We start from the raw sequence: 18,185 nt of genomic DNA, 5'->3' as shown, positions 1-18,185 counted from the left end.
TCGCAGGACCAGCTCCGCGCCTACCTCAAGCGCGCGGTCACCGAGGCACGCGACGCCCGGCAGAAACAGCGCGAACTCGAAGAGCGAGCCAGGGAGCCGATCGCGATCATCGGGACGGCCTGCCGCTTCCCCGGCGGGGCCGAGTCGCCGGAGCAGCTGTGGCGGCTGGTCGCCGACGGCGTCGACGCGGTCGGCGAGTTCCCGGCCGACCGGGGCTGGGACCTCGGCGGGCTGTTCGACCCCGACCCCGACCACCCCGGCACGTCCACCACCGCGGCGGGCGCGTTCCTGCCCGGCGCGGCCGAGTTCGACGCCGGCTTCTTCGGGATCAGCCCGCGCGAAGCACTGGCCACCGACCCGCAGCACCGGCTGCTGCTGGAGACCGCCTGGGAGGCGGTGGAACGCGCCCGGATCGACCCGGCGTCGCTGCGCGGCACCCGCACGGGAGTGTTCGCCGGGGTCATCTACACCGAGTACGGCGCCCGCGTCTGGAACGGCAGCGCGCCGGAAGGACTCGAAGGCTTCCTCGGCACGGGCAGCGCCGGCGGTATCGCCTCCGGCCGGATCGCCTACACCCTCGGTCTCGAAGGCCCGGCGATCACGGTGGACACGGCGTGCTCGTCGGCGCTGGTGGCGCTGCACCTGGCGAGCGAGTCGCTGCGGCGCGGGGAATGCACGCTCGCACTGGCCGGCGGGGTCACCGTCCTGGCCACGCCGGCCGCGTTCCTCGAGTTCTCCCGGCAGCGCGGCCTCGCCCCGGACGGCCGGTGCAAGGCGTTCGCCGCCGCGGCGGACGGCACCGGCTGGGCCGAAGGGGCCGGGATCCTGCTGCTGGAACGGCTGTCCGAAGCTCGCCGCCGCGGTCACCCGGTGCTGGCGGTGATCCGCGGCTCGGCGGTCAACTCCGACGGCGCGAGCAGCGGCCTGACCGCGCCGAACGGACCCGCGCAGCAGCGCGTGATCCGGGCGGCACTGGCGAACGCCGGACTGTCCACTTCGGACGTCGACGCCGTCGAAGCGCACGGCACCGGCACGAAACTGGGCGACCCGATCGAGGCGCAGGCGCTGCTGGCGACGTACGGCCGGGACCGGCCGGGGGACCGGCCGTTGTGGCTGGGTTCGGTGAAGTCGAACATCGGGCACACGCAGGCGGCGGCGGGGGTGGCCGGGGTCATCAAGATGGTCGAGGCGATGCGCCGGGGTGTGCTGCCGCGGACGTTGCACGTCGACGAGCCGACCCCGCAGGTGGACTGGACCGAGGGGGCGGTGCGGCTGCTCACCGAGGCGGTGGCGTGGCCGGAGACCGGACGCCCCCGCCGGGCCGGGGTGTCGGCGTTCGGGCTGTCCGGGACGAACGCGCACGTGATCGTCGAGCAGGTGCCTCCGGACGAGGAACCGGCGCCGGGCCCGGAAACCGGGGTGGTGCCATGGGTGCTGTCCGGCAGGACCGCCCAGGCCGTGCGGGACCAGGCCGCCCGCCTGGCGTCCTTCGTGGCGGAGCGGCCGGAACTGTCCGTGGTGGACATCGCGCGATCACTGGCCGTCACGCGGTCCCGGTTCGGCTTCCGGGCGGTGGCCGCCGGAGCGGACCGGACGGCGCTGCTCGACGCGCTCGCGCGGGCGGAAGCCGAAGCGGCCGCCGAGGGCAAGGTGGCGTTCCTGTTCTCCGGCCAGGGCGCCCAGCGCGCCGGCATGGGCCGTGAGCTGTACGACCGGTTCCCGGTCTACGCCGAGGCCTTCGACGCGGTGTGCGCGCGGTTCCCGCTGCCGGTGCGGGAAGTCGTCTTCGGGGACGCCGAAGCCCTCGACCGCACCGAGTACGCGCAGCCGGCGTTGTTCGCCGTCGAGGTTGCCCTGTTCCGCCTGCTGGAGTCGTGGGGCCTGCTCCCGGACACGCTGGCCGGGCATTCGATCGGCGAGATCGCGGCCGCGCACGCCGCCGGGATCTTCTCGCTCGACGACGCCGCGACGCTGGTCGCCGCTCGCGGCGCGCTGATGCAGGCCCTGCCCGCGGGCGGGGCGATGACCGCCGTCGAGGCCACCGAGGCCGAAGTGCGCCCGCTCCTGGGGGCCACGACCGGGATCGCCGCCGTCAACGGGCCGCGGGCGGTCGTGGTGTCCGGGGCGCGGGCGGACGTCGAGCGGATCGCGGAGACGTTCGCCGGGCAGGGCCGCCGGACGAAGGCCCTCGCCGTGTCGCACGCGTTCCACTCACCGCTGATGGAGCCGATGCTGGCGGAGTTCCGCCGCGTCGTCGAAGGCCTCACCTTCGCCGAGCCGCTGATCCCGGTGCACTCGACGGTGTCCCGCGCCGCCGACATGGCCACTGTGGACTACTGGGTGACGCACGTCCGCGCGACCGTGCGCTTCGCCGACGCCGTCGAGCAGCTGCGGACCGCGGGCGTGACGACCGCCCTGGAACTCGGGCCCGGCGGCGTGCTGTCCGGGATGGGCCCGGCGTGCACCGGCGACATCCGCTTCGTGCCCGGGCTGCGGGGCGGGCGGCCGGAGCCGGAAACGCTCTTCGGCGCGCTCACGACGCTGGCGCCGGACTGGGCGGCGGTGGTCGCGGAGGGCCGCACTGTCGACTTGCCGACCTACGCCTTCCAGCGCGAGCACTTCTGGCTCCGGGAGCCGCCGCGGACGGGGGGCGTCGAAGCCGCCGGGCTCACCGCGATCGGGCACCCGCTGCTCACCGCGTGCGTGCCGGTGCCATCGACCGGTGCACTGGTGCTGACCGGGCGGCTTCCGGCCGCGGCGGGGTCGTGGCCTGCCGACCACGAGGTGCTGGGCAAGCGGCTGCTGCCGGGTGCCGCCGTCGTGGAGCTGGTGCTGCGGGCCGCGGCGGAAGCCGGGTACGGGCAGCTGGAAGAACTGACGCTCGAGGCCCCGCTGGTCCTGCCGGACGAGGCGACCCGCGTCCAGGTGGTGCTCGGCGCGCCCGAGCCGTCGGGCCGCCGCACGGTCGGCGTCCACGCGCAGACCGGCGAAGGGCCGTGGACGCGGCACGCGACGGGGTCCGTCGTCGTGGCGGCGGGCGAGGTGCCCGGCGAGGCACCGGACTGGCCACCGGCGGGCGAGGAGCTGTCCGTCCCGGAGCTGCACGACGACCTGGCGGCCGCGGGACTCGGCTACGGCCCGGCGTTCCAGGGCCTCGACGCCGCGTGGCGAGCGGGCGAGGAGGTGTTCGCCGAGGTGACGCTGCCGGTCGACGCGGACGGGTTCGGCATCCACCCGGCCCTGCTCGACGCGGCCCTGCACGCGGCGGCACGCCTCGCGTCGGCGGCGGAGCCGGGAGTACCCCGGCTGCCGTTCGCGTGGAGCGGCGTCCGCCTGCACGCGGAGGGGGCGACGAGCCTGCGGGTCCGGCTCGCCCCGGCCGGGGGAGAAGCGTTTTCGCTGGTGGCGTGGGATCCGGCCGGCCGGCCGGTGCTGACGGTGGAGTCCCTGGTCCTGCGCCCGGCCGGCCGGCCGGGCGACCGGCCCCGTGCGGGCGAGCTCCTGCGGGTCGACTGGTCCCGGCTGCCACTCGCGGCGGCCGAGCAGGCGGCGTGGCCGGTGGTCGGCCCGGCACCGGAACACGTGACGGTATCGGCGAAGTACGGCGACCTGGCGGAGCTGGGCCGGGCCCTCGACGCGGGGACGGCGGTGCCGCCGGTGGTGCTGGCCACGGTACCTGCCGGTGACCCGGGCCCGGCCGACGCCGGCCTGGGGGCAACGGTCCCGCGCGGTGCCGGCCCGGGCAGCGTCGGCTCGGCCGATCGCGGCGCCGCCCCGGCCGCGTCCGCCGTGAGCGCCGCCGCCGTTCGTGATGCCGTCCAGCGCACCCTCGCCCTCGCCCGTTTTTGGGTCGAAGAGGCGCGGTTCGACGGCTCGAAACTCGTGCTCGTCACCCGCAACGCGGTCGCCGCCCCCGCTCCCGATCTGGTCCAAGCTCCACTCTGGGGCCTGCTGCGGTCCGCGCAGGCGGAGCACCCGGACCGGTTCGTCCTCGTCGACAGCGACGCCACCGAAGCCTCCGCCGAAGCGCTCGCCGGCGCCGTGGCCACCGGTGAGCCGCAGCTCGTGCTCCGCGACGGCGCCGCCCGCGTGCCTCGGCTGACCGCTGCCGCCTCCGCTGCCGGGCCGGTCGCCTTCGACCGCGACGGAACCGTTCTCCTCACCGGCGGCTCCGGGGACCTGGCCCGCGTGCTCGCCCGGCACCTCGTCCGCGTCCACGGGGTGCGGCACCTGCTGCTCGCCGCCCGGCGGCCGGAACGGGCCGCCGACCTCGCCGCCGAGCTGACCGGCGCGGGCGCCGATGTGACCGCCGCCGCCTGTGACGTCGCCGATCGGGAAGCCGTTCGCTCGCTGCTCGCCGCGGTGCCCGCCGCGCATCCGCTCACCGCCGTGCTGCACACCGCCGGCGTGCTCGACGACGGCGTGCTCACCTCGCTGCGGCCCGGGCAGCTCGAAGCCGTCCTGCGGCCGAAGGTCGACGGCGGCCTCGTCCTCGACGAGCTGACCCGGGACCTCGGTCTGGCGGCGTTCGTCCTGTTCTCCTCGGCCGCCGGCCAGTTCGGCGCGCCGGGACAGGCCGGCTACGCCGCCGCGAACGCCTTCGCCGACGCGCTGGCCCGGCGGCGCCGGGCCGACGGCCTGCCCGCCACGGCCCTCGCCTGGGGCCTGTGGCAGCAGCACGACGGCATGGCGGGCGGCCTCGGCGCCGCCGACCGAAACCGGATGGCCCGCGCCGGCGTCGTCGCACTGTCCGAAGAGGACGGTCTGCGGCTCTTCGACGCGGCGCTCGCCGGTGAAGAGGCGGTCGTGGTGCCGATCGGGCTCGACCGGGCCGTGCTCCGGAACTCCGGCGAGCGGGTGCCGGCGCTGCTGCGCGGGCTGGTCCGGGCCCCCGTCCGGCGGGCGGCGAAAACCGCGCCCGATTCCGCCGGGTCGTTCGCCGGCGGGCTCGCCGAACTGTCCGAGGAGGACCGCCGGGCCCGCGTCCTGGAATTGGTGCGGCAGGAGGCCGCCGTCGTGCTCGGCCACGCGGGCGCGGACGCGATCACCGCCGGGCGGCCCTTCCTCGAAGCCGGGTTCGACTCGCTCACGGCGGTCGAACTGCGCAACCGCCTCGCCGCGGCGACCGGGACGCGGCTGCCCGTGTCGGTCGTCTTCGACCTGGCCACGCCCGCGGCGCTGGCCGGCCGCCTCGCCGGGGAGCTGGCGCCCGGCCGCCCCGCCGCCCCGGCGGACGCGGGCGACACCGTCAACGCCCTGTACCGCCAGGCCTGGGAACGGCGGGACATCGTCGCCGGCAACGAGTTCCTCCGCGCGGCGGCGCGGCTGCGGCCGAAGTACGACGACGCGGCCTACCTGGCGGAACTGCCGCCGCCGGTCACCCTGGCCACCGGCCCCGCGCGGCCGCGGCTGATCTGCGTCCCCACGCTGGCGGCGTCGTCGAGCCCGCTGCACTACGCGCGGTTCGCGGCCGAACTGCAAGGCGTCAGGGACGTCTCGGTCGTGTACCTGCCGGGGTACGCCGACGCGCGGGAGAAGCTGCCGGCGTCGTTCGACGCGATGGCCGGCCTGCTGGCGGATTCGGTGGAGCGGGCCGCGGACGGGGAGCCGTTCGCGCTGGTCGGCTATTCGGCGGGGGGCTGGCTGGCCACGGCGGCGGCCCTGCGCCTGGAGCACCGCGGCCGCACCCCTGCGGGCGTGGTCCTCGTCGACACGTACTTCTTCGACGCGGACCTGCCGCTGATCGAGCCGACCCTGGCCGACGAGATGTTCGCGCGCGAGGACTTCTTCGGCCGCATCGGCCACGCCCGGCTCACCGGGATGGGCGGCTACCTCAACGTGCTGGACACGTTCACCCCGCGCGCGACGAAGGCACCGATGCTGTTCGTCCGGGCGCAGGACCCGCTCCCTTCCGAGGGCGACGGCGTCGGTCCCGACCACCCCATCTGGCGGCACGAGATCCCCTTCGCCGACGAGACGGTCGAGGTGCCGGGGCACCACATGAACGTGATGGAACAGGAGAACGCGCGGGAGGTGGCACGCGCGGTCGACCGGTGGCTCGCCTGAGGAGGCCCGCTCAGTGCGGGGCCGGGGCGGGCGGGCCGGCCGGCGGGGCCTCGGCCCAGTTCGAGGGTGCAGGTGATGCCGTCCGGTGGTGTCGGCAGCGAGGCCGCGCGCCAGGACGAGTGATTCCACGACCCGGCCGCCGATCCGGTCCGCGCACGGTGCCGCCGCGTCCAGGTGCCCCCTATGCCGCGATCGTCACGGGCATGATCCTGCTCGGGCAGCGTTGTGAACCTTTCGAGTGCCTTCGCCGACTTAACTGGCGAAGGAGGGCAGATGAGCGATGGGACTTCTACGCCCCAGGTGAAACGCGGCTGGACCGGTGTTGACCCCGAGACGCGGAAGACTGCCGAAGTGGCCGGGTATGGGGGAGTTCGCACTCAGGACGGCTCCCATGCGGCCGGGCAGCAGCCGGCGACCGTGGTGCTGTCCGTCAACGCGCACGGAAAGGGCCGGAAGCCGGGGCTTCCGGCCCGTTCCGGGCTCAGTACCAGTGCGCGCGGCCGCCGATCCTGCGGCCGGTCCCGCCGAGGATCGCGAGGACGACGCCCGCGACGGCGAGCACGGTGCCGATCGTGTACAGCACCGGGATGCCGATGAGGAAGCCGATGATGATCAGGATGACGCCGAGGACGATCACGGTGGGGAACTCCTTTTCCGGGGGACCCGCCACCCCTGAGCGGGTGGCGGCTCGCTTCGAGCGCGGAGGTACCCCGGACCCCCTGCCGGTCAAACGGCCGTTCTCATCCGGAGGGCTGGACGGTGGGGACGATCTCGGCCCAGACCGTCTTCCCGGTAGGCCGCTGTTCCTGTCCCCAGGCGATGGTGCACTGCTCGACCAGTGCGAGTCCCCGTCCGCCGGTTTCCGAGGGCGGGCGCGGACACGCCGGGTCGCGGCACGAGTCGTCGACTTCGATGCGCAGCCAGCCCGCCCGGCGCAGCAGCCGCACCTGCCGCGGCGGGGTCCCGTGCCGGAGCGCGTTCGATACGAGCTCGTCCAGCACCATGATCGTGTCGGTCAGGTCTGCTTCGGACAGATCGCTCAGCGCGGAGCGGGCCCATCGGCGAACCCAGGACAGTTCGGCCAGGTCGTCCTCGACGTCCAGCACCCGGGTTTCGACCTGTTCGACAGTCGTCGGCGCGTATTCGGTCTGCATGGGACCCCCGCTTCCTTCGTCGGTCTTCGGTCTGCGGCTCGGGTACCCGTGATCGGTGCCACCACACCACGAAGGCTGCTTACGACATCCTGGCCCCGATGCTCAGGCGAGCATCTGCATGCCGGTGGCCAACGCGATGATCAGGACGCCGACTCCGAAGCCGACGAGCAGGGCGTCGCCGACTCGGGGGCGCAGCCGGACTCCCGCGTAGGCCACGCCCACGGCGAGGATCAGCCACGAGCATGAGGCCCTCGCCCGACCGAACGCATCCGCGCTCGGCCATCCGGGAACCAAGGCCCAAGCCGCGCAGCAGTCGAACCGCGTTCGGTCCCAAAGCGAGGCCGGCTCCGACCTCCTCGATGGCAGGCGCTTGCTCGAACACGGTCACCTCATGACCGTCCTGGGACATAGCGGCTGCGGCGGTGGCTCCGCCGACGCCGAGACCGACGATTCCGATCCGCATGGTCCTCATCTTTCATTGCTGCGGTTGACAGGAAAGGGCTCTGCCCAACCCGAGCCAGATTCAAGCTTGACCCCCTTGAGCAGCTTGATGTCCTGACCCCCTGCGAACACCAGCGCGACTAGCTGTCCAGAAGACGCGGCGACCGGGACGACCTCGTGCGCCGCCGCCGGACCGGCATGGAACGCCAAGCTAAGGGTCGGCGCCACAGCTCGGCGTTCCCGGGCGCATGACCCGGCGCCGCGACGGCCTACCCCCATGTGCAGGCAGATGCGCCCGGTGGGGCCGGCCTCACCCGGTGGTGGCATGGCCGGGCTTGATTCACAGCGCCGATGCGTGGGTGGCTGCGGCCTGGGGTCGCCGGATTCACCCGAGGTTCCCGGCTTCAGGGGGCGCGTACTCCGTCGGGGTGCACCCGGTGATCGCGCGGAAGTCGCGGTTGAGGTGGGACTGGTCGGCGTAGCCGCACCGGTGGGCGATCTCCGGCCACGGTAGCCGGCCGGCCAGTGACGTCGCGTGCTGAAGCCGGACGACGCGGGCGACGGTCTTCGGGCCGAACCCGAACGCCGCCCGGAAGCGGTTGGTGAGGTGCTGGCGCGTCCAGCCGGCTTCTTCGGCGAGGTCCTCGATCCGCACCCGGCCACGGGTGGCCAGGAGGCGGTGCCACGCGCCGAGCACCGGCCGCGGCGGCGTTGCCGGGTCGCGCAGCCGCGCGCCGAGGAAGGCGTCGAGGAGCCGGGGGTCCGGGTGTTCGCTGAGCCGCTCGGTCAGCAGTTCCGCCTCCCGGCCGAGCAGGTCGGCGAAGCCGGCGGTGGTGTTCGCCAGCTCCCGCAGCGGCATGCCGAACAGCGCGTACGCGCCGGGCGGCGTCAGGGCGACGGCGATCCCGCGGGACGGACCGGACTGGACCACCTCCAGGGGCCGGTCGCGCAGGCCGAGCACCGGTGATACCGGCAGGTCGTGTGTCGCGTCGACCACCCGTCGGATGGGCGCGGTGAAGTCGAGCGTCACGGTGACCAGGCCGAGCGGAGTGAACCGCCACGGCAGCGCGTCCGTGCGGTGGAAGTCGTGGTAGACGTAGCCGAGCACCGGCCCGGCCAGCCGGGGGTGGGGGCACGCGGAACGTCGTTCGGCGGGCGCGCGGACCGTGTCGCGCTGCGGCAGCACCAGCGTCCAGTTCGCCATGCCTCATCGTACTTTCGTCCGAGACGCTACCGGGAAGCTGCGCAAGGCCCAGCTGAGCGTGACACCATTGCGGCGGAACCAGAACTGGCAGAGCGCGCTCTCCTTGTCTGCGGCGGGCAGAGCGAGCCAGGTCGTGGCCGGTGTCGAGTTCCGCCGCCGGGGTCGGGGGCGACGGCGAGGCGGCCCAGCCGGGTCCTGGCGGACAAGGGCTACTCCAGCCGCGCCATCGGCATTTATCTGCGCCGACGCCGCGTCCCGGCGACCATTCCCGAACGCCGGGACCAGCGAGCCAACCGGCTGCGCCGCGGCCGGGCCGGTGATCGCCCACCCGCGGGGACGAGCGGGGGTGGAACGGCCTTCCCGGTGGTGATCGCCAAGAAGGCCGTTCTCGAACCTATTCGGGAAGGTCGTAGTCGGCGCTCACGGTTTCCCAGCCGGCCGGGCAGAAGGCCGTTGCGGGGTTGCGCGGCTGGTGCCAGTCGCTGAAGAAGACCTGCCAGTCACCGCGGGTTGACTTGCACCGGACACCCACCCGGAACGCGATGTCGTAGCAGTTGCCCCCGGCCCGGTCGGACAGCATCCAGATGGGATCGCAGCTCGCCATCACCTGGATCGGGGACGCCGCGCTGGTCGTGGTGGTGGCGGAGGCGGTGCCCGCACCCAGAACGGCCAGCGCACCGGCGGCGGGCAGCATGGCCAGCGCGAACAGGGACTTCTTCATCGTTCTCCCTTGACTTTTCTCGTTCTTCCTTGACTTGCGGATGGGTCTCGAAAGTCAGAAACCGACGTGTGGCTCCCTGCCGAAACACCCCCGGCGGACCCTGGTCACTGCCGGCCACGCCATATCCGCCGCGTCCCCGCACCGCGTGGCCCCCGCGCGCCCTTGATTGGGAAGTGACGGATTGCCATACCAACGATCTCGGGTCTGTTTTGTTGGATCCCCAGAACGCGTTTCTGGTACGACGAACTTTTCAGTCGAAACAATTCACATATTCAGGAATGTGCCGGATGTCGATGAGCGTAAAAGGGGCCCAAGGCGACGTCAACCCGTTTCAGGCCGGCCTGAAACGGGTTGACGGCGACGGCGAGCGCCCGCGAGCACCGGTCCCTGACGGGTCACCACCGGCGGAGGCGGTGGCCGGCAGCACCCCAGAACGAGGTGAGCCGGACCCCGTCTTCGGTGACGAAGAACCTGGCTCCCATCACCGCCGTGCCGAGGCCGAACACCGTGGCCAGCAGCGGCAGCACGTACGGCTGCGGGGGTGAGCCGCCGAGTGCGTCCAAGGCGAGCAGGCGGATGGTCGACGGCGTGGCGATCAACGCCCCCACCACGAACATCCCGGACCAAGCCAGCTTCCACCGCCGGCGCGTGGCGGGGCTGAACACCCGCACGGGCAACCGGCTCTCGCACGATCCGCAGGCCACCACGGCTTCGACGAGGCCGGTGGCGGGCCGCGGAACCGGGATGTCGCTCAGCGAGTACCGGACGGTGGTCGTGAACACGGAGGCGTGCTCGCGGTGCCGCTCGCCGTGGATGCAGGCCAGACGCACCTGTGGATATTCGCCTGTCTTGGCCACTGCTCCCCTCACGAATTCCCGTGCCGCGTGCCGCGTCCGCAGTATCGGGCGGGATCCGCGGGACCGGTCCCCGGCCGCGAGATCCAGGCCGTGGTGACGCGGCGTCAGCAGATCGATACGGCATTTCGTAGACTGCCCGGGTGACCAAGGGGCGAGTGGTGGCCGGCCGTTATCGGCTGGAAGAGGAGCTCGGCCGAGGTGGCATGGGCGTCGTCTGGCGGGCGGTCGATCTCGAGCTCGGCCGGCAGGTGACGCTCAAGCGGGCGCTGGGCGAGGACGCCGGGCAGATCCGGCGTGAGGCGCGGATCGGTGCCGGGCTGCTGCACTCGAACGTCGTCACCGTGTTCGACACGGTCGCCGACGGGGACGCCCAGTGGCTGGTCACGGAGTACCTGGCCGCCCGGAGCCTCGAGGAACTCGTCGACGACGGGGGGCCGCTGCCCGAGGACCGCGTCCGGCGCATCGGCGCGCAGCTCGCCGCGGCGCTCGCGGACATGCACGCCCGCGGCATCGTCCACCGCGACGTCAAGCCGGGCAACGTCCTGGTGACCGCGGACGACGTCGCCAAGCTGACCGACCTGGGCATCGCGCGCTGGACCGAGGTCACCCGCACCGGCGGCGCCCAGCTGACCGGCACGCTCGGGTACGTCGCGCCGGAGGTGGCCGACGGCGCCGAAGCCGGGCCCGCCTCGGACGTCTTCTCCCTGGGCGCCACCCTCTACGCCGCGATCGAAGGCCGGTCGCCGTGGGGCTCGGGCGAGGACGGCCCGTTCGCGCAGGTGCGCCGCGCCGCCGCCGGACGGCCCGCGCCCGCCGAGCGCGCGGGCCGGTTCGCGCCGGTGCTCGACGCGCTGATGGCCCGGCGCCCGGCCGACCGGCCCGGTGCCGCCGAGGCGGTCACGCTGCTCACGGCGGACGCGCCCGTGCCCCGGCGGCCGCGACGCCACCTGCGCCGCCGGTGGCTCGCCGGGGCCGCGGTGGCGGCGGTGGCCGCGCTGGTGGCGGGATTCGTCCTCGTCCGGCCGCTGTGGACCACCACTGACGGCTCCCCGGCCGGCCCCACCACCCACGGCGCACCGGCCGGCGCGAACACCCTCGGTGCCGACCCCGCCGGGACGGACCCGTGCGCGGCGATCTCGCTCAACTCGCTAACCGGGTTCGGGGAGCCGTTCGTCGACCCCGAGGTGCTGAACTTCGGCACCTGCGTGGTCACGACCACGCTGGCCGACAAGACCGGGCAGGTGCAGACCCGGCTCGAGCTGACCGGCCCGCTGCGGTACCCGCCCCGGCCGCCGGTGCCGGGCAAGATGGGCGAAATCGAGTATCCCGAAGCCCACGACGGCTCCTGCGAGCGTGCCATCTCGCTGGCCGACGCCAACCGGATCGTCGTCACCTCGTACCCGGTGACCCGCGCACAGGACGCGCCGCTGTGCAACTTCTCGGATTCGGTGCTCTCCGGCGTGCTGGCCAAGCTCGCCAACGGGCCCCTGCCCGCGCGCGAGCGGCCGTTTCCCGAGCGGTCGCTGGCCCGCGTCGACGCCTGCGGCCTGCTCGACGACGCCACGACGTCGGGTGTGCTCGGCCGGGCCAAGAAACCGGATCGCGGGTTCGGTGGCTGGGGCTGCACCTGGGAGCACGATCCCCGCACGATCACCGTGGAGTTCACCCGGGAATGGCCGATCGAGGCGGACGAGGAGGTGCCGGGCGACCGGATCCGCGTGGGGAACCGCAACGCCGTCGTCGCGCCGGTGCCGGGCGGGCATCCGGAGTGCGCCGTCAAGGTCGTGCACCGCCCGTACGTCCCGGCGTTGCCGGTGCTGCCCGGCACCCCCTCGGATCGGGAGGAGGTCGCCGTCGTCTCCGTCGAGGACACCACGGCGGCCGGTGGTGACGCGCTGTGCGCGACCGCGCGCTCGCTGGCGGAGGTCCTCGTCCGGCACCTGCCGTGAACCGGGGACCGGTCCCCGGCGGTCCCGGCTAGAAAGGGAGGGCCGAGGCCGGGTTCGCGGGCCGGAGGAGACGGGACGAGAAGTGGCGATACGGGTACTGGCCGGTGTGGCGCTCCTGGTGGGGGCCATGGCCGGTCCGACGGCCGAGGGGGCTGCCGGACCGGCGCCGCGCACCTGGCGGGTGGGGCCGCACGGGCAGTACGCCGCGGTGCAGGCGGCGGCCGACGTGGCCCGCCCGGGCGACACGGTCGCGATCGAGGCCGGCAGCTACCCGGGCGGGCTCACCGTCCGCCGCGACGGCGCCCCGGGCCGCCCGATCCGGTTCGCCGGCACGGGCGGCACCGCGGTGCTGACGGGCGCCGGCGGCCTGGTCGTCGGCGGGCACAGCTGGCTGGAGTTCACCGACGTGACCGTGTCCGGTTCGACCGGCTTCGGCGTGTACGCCGAGGGCGCGCACGACCTCGTGTTCGACCGCTTCGGCGTCGACGGCGCCCGTGACGGCGGGCTCGTGCTGGTCGGCACCCGGCGGGTGCGCGTCGCGCAGTGCGACATCCGCGGCACCAACTCCCGCGGCACGGCGGCCGACCACGAAGCGCTGAGCATCGCCTCCGGTTCGTCGGACGTCGAGGTGTCCGGCTGCCGCGTGCACGACAACGGCGAGGAAGGCATCGACGTGAAGTACGACGACGCCGCCCGGGTGAAGATCCACCACAACGTCGTGACCGGTAACCGGGGGCCGGACATCTACGTCGACTCATCGTCCACCGTGGACGTCTACGCCAACGTCGTCGGCGGTACCCGCGAGGCCACCAAGGCCGGGATCGGGCTCGCCGTCGAGGACTACTCGGAAAGCCGGCTGCTCTCGGACATCCGGGTCTTCGACAACCTGTCCACCGGCAACGCGCAGGCCGGGCTGAGCCTCTGGGTCGAGTCGGCCGGGACCATGCGGAACCTGACGATCGTCAACAACACCTTCGCCGGCAACGCCCGCGGCTCCCTGCTGATCGACGCCGACCGGTTCACCGGGAGGAACATCTTGCGCAACAACGTGTTCGGGGACGGGCCGGTCGACGCCGGGCCGTTCGCCGCCGACCACAACTTCGCCGGGAACCCGGGGTTCACCGATCCGGCCCGCGGCGACTACCACCTCGCCGCGGGCTCGGCCGCGGTGGACGCCGGCAGCCCCCGGCGCGCTCCCGCGTTCGATCTCGACGGCGTCGCCCGGCCCGCCGGCGCGGGCTTCGACATCGGCGCCTACGAACGGAGGTGGCCGTGAGCACCGGACGTCTCGACCCGCACCGCGGGCGCAGCCTGCGCCACGGCGTCGCCGACGCCGCGCCGGGCACGTTGAGCGCGCTCACCGTCACCGGCGGCATCGCGGTGCCGCCCTCGCCCGGCAGCCGGGTGACCTTCGGGCGCAACCGGCTCGAGGTCGACGTCTGCGTCGGCGAGGAGGACGTGCGGATCAGCCGGGTGCACGGGCTGCTCGTGCGCGAGCGGGGCCACTGGTGGCTGAGCAACACCGGCCGCTCGCCGATCCGGCTGTCCGACAACGTCCTGCTGCACCGCGACAGCGAACCGCTGCCGCTGGCCGACGGCTACACCGCGCTGTTCCTGCGCGGCACCCGTGAGCACGTGCTGGAGCTGCTCGTCTCCGGCGGCGAGGCCGGGGTGGCCACGCGCCGCCCGACGCAGCCGACGGCGCCGCCGAAACGGTGGCGGCTCTCTCCGGAGGAGCACCTCGTGCTGGCCGTGCTCGGGCAGCGCTACCTCGGCTACGACCCCCACCCGCTGCCGCTGTCCCGGCAGCAGGCGGCCGCCGAGCTCGCCGAACGGCGGCCGCACGAGAACTGGACGGTCAAGCGCGTCGAGCACCTCGTTTCCCGGGTCCGGCAACGGCTTTCCGACGCCGGCGTGCACGGGCTGCGGCGGGAGGAGGTGGGGGAGCCGGTGGGGCTGACCCTGACCGTGAATCTGCTGCGCGAGCTGGTGCTGTCGACGACGCTGGTGCCGATGGACCTCGAATGGCTCGAACTGCCCGAGCCACCGCCGTCCCCCGGATGAGGTGTGGCCGCCGCCTGAGGAGGTGAAATGCCGAAAACCCTGCGTCGCGCGTCCGTCATCTTGGCCCTGTCCGGACTGTGGCTGGCTGCCGTCTGGCTGATCGCCCTGTTCTTCCTGCCGTTGGACGAGACGATTCCCCAGACGTCCGGCCGGGTGGCCGAAGAACAGCGGACCGGGCTGCGGGTTTCGCCTTTGCTGGCCGCGGCCTTCGTGCATTGGATCCTCTGCGTGCTGGTGCGAACCGGGTTGAGGTCCGTCCGTGTCGTTCTCACGATCACGTCGGTCGTCCTGGGTCTGGTGGCGTTGCTGTCAACAGCCTTTTCCGTGCTCGAGTACCAGGACTTGATCGAGCGTGCGGCAGGGCGTGGCCGGCAGATGCCTCTCACGGGAGTGACTGTCTCCGTCATCGTCGTCGAGGTACTCGGCTTCGTGTCCACGGTGATCGGGGTGGTGCTGCTGTACTTGCCGGCGAGCAACGCCTACATCGAAGGTGTCCGCTCCCGCAGATCCCGGTCCCGCGAGCGGATGACCGAGTTCCTGGACTAGTGCGCCGGCGCGTCGGCGGTGAACCGGCGGTGAACCTGTCCCGGTCACCGTGGCTTGCGCGCGGCGGTCCTGTATGCGGCGCGCTGCGGTCCTAGGCGACCTCGGTGATGTTCCGGATGATTGTCCATCCCGGACTGCCGGAAGCGACTTCCGGTGGTTGAGCGGATGCAGCGCCGAGACGAGGAGGTCGCACGCTCGTGATCACCGGTGACGGATGGCATGCGGGGCAGACTCTGCCCGAACTCTTCCAGCGAACGGCGCTGCGGTGCCGGGAGCGGATTGCCCTGCGCAGTTCCGACGGCGCTGTGGAACTGACCTGGGGCCGGTACGCCGAGCACGTGGAGCGCATCGCCGGCGGCCTGGCCGCGCTGGGTGTCCGCAGGGGGGACGCGGTGGCGATCATGCTGACCAACCGTCCCGAGTTCCACCTCGTGGATACGGCGTCGCTGCATCTCGGGGCCGTTCCGTTCTCGATCTACAACACGAGCCCCGCCACGCAGATCGGGTACCTGTTCACCGATGCCGGCAACCGGGTGGTGATCACCGAACGGCAATGGGCGGACACGATCAAGGCGGCCGGTGGGCTCGTGGAGCACATCATCTGCGTGGACGACGGCGTCGAGGGCACCATCTCCTTGGCCGAACTCGAGGCACTGCGCCCCGACGAGTTCGACTTCGACGCCACCTGGCGGGCCGCCGGTCCGGACGACCTCGCCACGATCATCTACACGTCGGGGACGACCGGGCCGCCGAAGGGCGTGGAACTGGAGCACCGCGCGATCCTGGAGTCGCTCCGCAGCGGGCTGGCCTTGCCGGAGATGGCCGCCGGCGCCGCAGAGGGTCGGCTGATTTCCTACCTCCCCGACGCGCACGTGGCGAATCGCTACTTCAGCCACTACCTCGCGATGGCCGGTGGCGCCACCGTCGTCACCGTCGCCGACCTCAAGACGATCGCCGAGGTGCTCCCGGCCGTGCGGCCGACGGTCTTCCTGGGCGTCCCCGCGTTCTGGCACAAGATGCAAGCGGCGCTCGGTCAGGCGATCGCGGCTCAGCCCGCTTCGCGCCGTCGCCTGGTCGAGTGGGCCTTCGCCACGGGTCGTGCCGTTGCGGAGCGGCAGGCCGCCGGACGCCCGGTCTCCGCCCGGCTGGCCTTCCGGCGCGCGCTCGCCGACCGGCTGGTGCTGCGTCGGCTACGCACCCGGATCGGCCTGGACCGGTCGGGGCTGACCGCCACCGGCGCGGCCCCCATCGCCCCGGACATCGTCTGGTTCTTCCTCAGCTTGGGGATCGAGCTCTGCGAGGGCTGGGCGATGTCCGAGTCGGCGGCCGGGGGAGCGATCAACCGCCCGGGCGCGGTCCGGCCGGGGACGGTCGGGAAACCGATGCCCGGCATCGAGGTGAAGGTGGCCGAGGACGGTGAGCTGCTGATGCGCAGCCCGACCCTGATGCGCGGCTACCGCGGGAACCCGGCGAAGACCGCGGAAGCACTCGGCCCGGACGGGTGGCTCCGCACCGGCGACGTCGGCACGGTCGACGCCGCCGGGTACGTCACGATCGTCGACCGCAAGAAGGAGCTGATCATCAACGCGTCCGGGAAGAACATGTCGCCCGCCAACATCGAGAACGCCGTCCTGGCCGCGTGTTCGCTGGCCGATTCCGTCGTCGCGGTAGGCGACCGGCGCCCCTACGTGGTCGCCTTGGTCACCCTCGACGTCGACGCGGTCCGGAAGTTCGCCGCCGAACGGCGCTTGCCGGGTGAGCACGACTTGGCCTCCCTCGCGGCGATGCCCGAGGTGCACGCGGAAGTCGAGGCGAGCGTTCTGGCGGCCAACGCCACGCTGTCCCGCGTCGAACAGATCAAGTACTTCCGCATCCTGCCGGACAGCTGGTCTCCCGGCGGCGACGAGCTGACGCCGACGAACAAGCTGAGGCGGCACAACATCGTCGAGAAGTACGCAGCCGACATCGATGCGCTGTACCAGGCCAAGTCGCCTTCGGCCGGGTGAAGAGGGCCGATCAACGGCGAGCGGGTTCACCCGGGCGGTGAAACCGGCCCACCGGCGTCGGCGGCGCGGTACGCGCTGAGCGGCTGCCCCGTCCACCGACGGAACGCGCGGCGGAACGCACTGGCTTCGGAGAAGCCCAACCGTCGCGCCAGCGCCACGATCGACTCTTCACCGCGGGCCAAGCTCGCGATGGCGGCGTCGCGGAGGATGTCCTCCTTGATCTGGCCGATCGAGGTGTGCTCGCCGTGCAACAGCCGGCGCAGGTGCTGGGTGCTCACGTTGAGCTGGGCGGCGATGGTGTCCGGGGACGGCCAGTGGCCCCGGAGGCCACGCTCGAGGACCCGGCGCACGTGGTCGGCCGTCGACGATCCGTAGTCGCGGGTGGTGAACCAGACGTTCGGCTGATCGCGGAGGTAGTCCGCGAGTTCGTCTTCGTCCCGTACCAAGGGCAAGGTCAGCAGGCGCTTGTCGAAGGCGAAGCTGAGCCGGTCGGCGTCGAAAGCCGGGTGCCGGCCGAACACGCGCTCGTAGTCGGCCGCGTACTCGGGTGCCGGCCACGGCAGCCGCAGGTCCAGCAGGGCGATGCGGCGCCCGACGAGCCAGCCCAGCATGCGGTGCACGAGCGTGGCGAGGAGTTCGGCGCCGAGGTGATCGGGATCGTTCAGCCGGCTGACGTCGATTTCGACGTGCACGGTTTCGCCATCGACCGACACCGCCAGCCCGGGCATCCCGGGATGCACCTTGCCGGCCTCCGTCAGCCGCTGGAGAGCGGCCTGCAGGTCGGGCGCGTGGATCACCGACCGCATCACGAGCTGGAACAGGCCTCTCGGCGCGGCCGGGCCGAGGCCGAAGAGCTCGTCCCCGGTCAGGATCCACAGCTCCTGGGTCAGCTCGGCCACCTGCGTCGGCGTGGTCCTCGTGGTGAGCGGCTGACCCGACCCGTCGACCGGGATGCCCGTCCGGCGCAGCATCGAGGCGACGTCCAAACCTCGTTGCTCGCCGATGCGCGCCAATCGCCGGACGATGTCGCCCGGCAGCGTCGAACCGCTCACGCCCGCAATATAACTCCCGGTGGACCTGGCGACCTACGCGCCGGGCGGATGTCCTCCGCCGGGGTGACACGGCCCATGCGCACGAAGGTCCCCATATGCGCTAGGCACGGTTCTCGGAAAGAGCG

At 73.0% G+C, this 18,185-nt stretch carries 11 protein-coding genes and 2 pseudogenes; 6 read left to right on the top strand and 7 right to left on the bottom strand.

Going from position 1 to position 18,185, the window contains the following annotated elements; genetic code table 11:
- Positions 1-6,066, top strand: a pseudogene (locus tag DV20_RS12810) (type I polyketide synthase); the annotation flags it as partial.
- Between the two features lie 481 nt (positions 6,067-6,547).
- Here the strand turns inward: DV20_RS12810 and DV20_RS12805 are convergent.
- The 6 genes and pseudogenes from DV20_RS12805 to DV20_RS12780 all read right to left on the bottom strand — a co-directional run bounded on the left by DV20_RS12805 (position 6,548) and on the right by DV20_RS12780 (position 10,416).
- Entirely contained in the window at positions 6,548-6,703 is a 156-nt protein-coding gene (locus DV20_RS12805) for a hypothetical protein (protein ID WP_043779752.1), read from the bottom strand.
- Between the two features lie 103 nt (positions 6,704-6,806).
- Positions 6,807-7,220: an ATP-binding protein gene (locus DV20_RS12800; RefSeq protein WP_043779749.1), complete on the bottom strand. Its 414-nt coding sequence runs from the start codon at positions 7,218-7,220 to the stop codon at positions 6,807-6,809.
- Between the two features lie 286 nt (positions 7,221-7,506).
- Positions 7,507-7,683, bottom strand: a pseudogene (locus tag DV20_RS47320) (NAD(P)-binding protein); the annotation flags it as partial.
- 363 nt (positions 7,684-8,046) lie between these two features.
- Complete coding sequence (locus tag DV20_RS12790) at positions 8,047-8,865, bottom strand: helix-turn-helix domain-containing protein (protein ID WP_043779748.1); 819 nt, start codon at positions 8,863-8,865, stop codon at positions 8,047-8,049.
- A 394-nt stretch (positions 8,866-9,259) separates the two neighbouring features.
- Positions 9,260-9,586, bottom strand: coding sequence for a hypothetical protein (locus tag DV20_RS12785; protein WP_043779745.1), 327 nt, complete (start codon positions 9,584-9,586; stop codon positions 9,260-9,262).
- Between the two features lie 395 nt (positions 9,587-9,981).
- Positions 9,982-10,416 (bottom strand): hypothetical protein, encoded by a 435-nt coding sequence (locus DV20_RS12780; RefSeq protein WP_043779743.1) that lies wholly within the window; start codon positions 10,414-10,416, stop codon positions 9,982-9,984.
- Positions 10,417-10,583: 167 nt separating this feature from the next.
- Here DV20_RS12780 and DV20_RS43070 point away from each other — a divergent pair, with 167 nt between their 5' ends.
- The 5 genes from DV20_RS43070 (at position 10,584) to DV20_RS12755 (ending at position 17,008) form a co-directional block, all read left to right on the top strand.
- Positions 10,584-12,392 carry a serine/threonine-protein kinase gene (locus DV20_RS43070; RefSeq protein WP_152603694.1) on the top strand — a complete coding sequence of 603 codons (1,809 nt, stop codon included), beginning with the start codon at positions 10,584-10,586 and terminating at the stop codon, positions 12,390-12,392.
- Between the two features lie 127 nt (positions 12,393-12,519).
- Positions 12,520-13,668: a right-handed parallel beta-helix repeat-containing protein gene (locus DV20_RS12770; protein WP_152603693.1), complete on the top strand. Its 1,149-nt coding sequence runs from the start codon at positions 12,520-12,522 to the stop codon at positions 13,666-13,668.
- On the top strand, positions 13,665-14,456 hold the full coding sequence (locus DV20_RS12765) for an FHA domain-containing protein (protein WP_051735952.1): 792 nt from the start codon (positions 13,665-13,667) through the stop codon (positions 14,454-14,456). The genes DV20_RS12770 and DV20_RS12765 overlap by 4 nt, the downstream gene beginning before the upstream one ends.
- A 27-nt stretch (positions 14,457-14,483) precedes the next feature.
- Positions 14,484-15,002, top strand: coding sequence for a hypothetical protein (locus DV20_RS12760; protein WP_043779739.1), 519 nt, complete (start codon positions 14,484-14,486; stop codon positions 15,000-15,002).
- A gap of 197 nt (positions 15,003-15,199) precedes the next feature.
- Positions 15,200-17,008 carry an AMP-dependent synthetase/ligase gene (locus tag DV20_RS12755; RefSeq protein WP_268747412.1) on the top strand — a complete coding sequence of 603 codons (1,809 nt, stop codon included), beginning with the start codon at positions 15,200-15,202 and terminating at the stop codon, positions 17,006-17,008.
- A 26-nt stretch (positions 17,009-17,034) separates the two neighbouring features.
- Here the strand turns inward: DV20_RS12755 and DV20_RS12750 are convergent, their stop codons facing one another.
- Positions 17,035-18,060: an AraC family transcriptional regulator gene (locus DV20_RS12750; RefSeq protein WP_043779736.1), complete on the bottom strand. Its 1,026-nt coding sequence runs from the start codon at positions 18,058-18,060 to the stop codon at positions 17,035-17,037.
- Between the last annotated feature and the right edge of the window lie 125 nt (positions 18,061-18,185).

This window comes from Amycolatopsis rifamycinica, assembly GCF_000695625.1.
GTDB classification, from domain to species: Bacteria; Actinomycetota; Actinomycetes; order Mycobacteriales; family Pseudonocardiaceae; genus Amycolatopsis; species Amycolatopsis rifamycinica.
The sequence above is the reverse complement of the archived record's forward strand: the minus strand, read 5'-3'. Positions and strand labels throughout refer to the sequence as shown.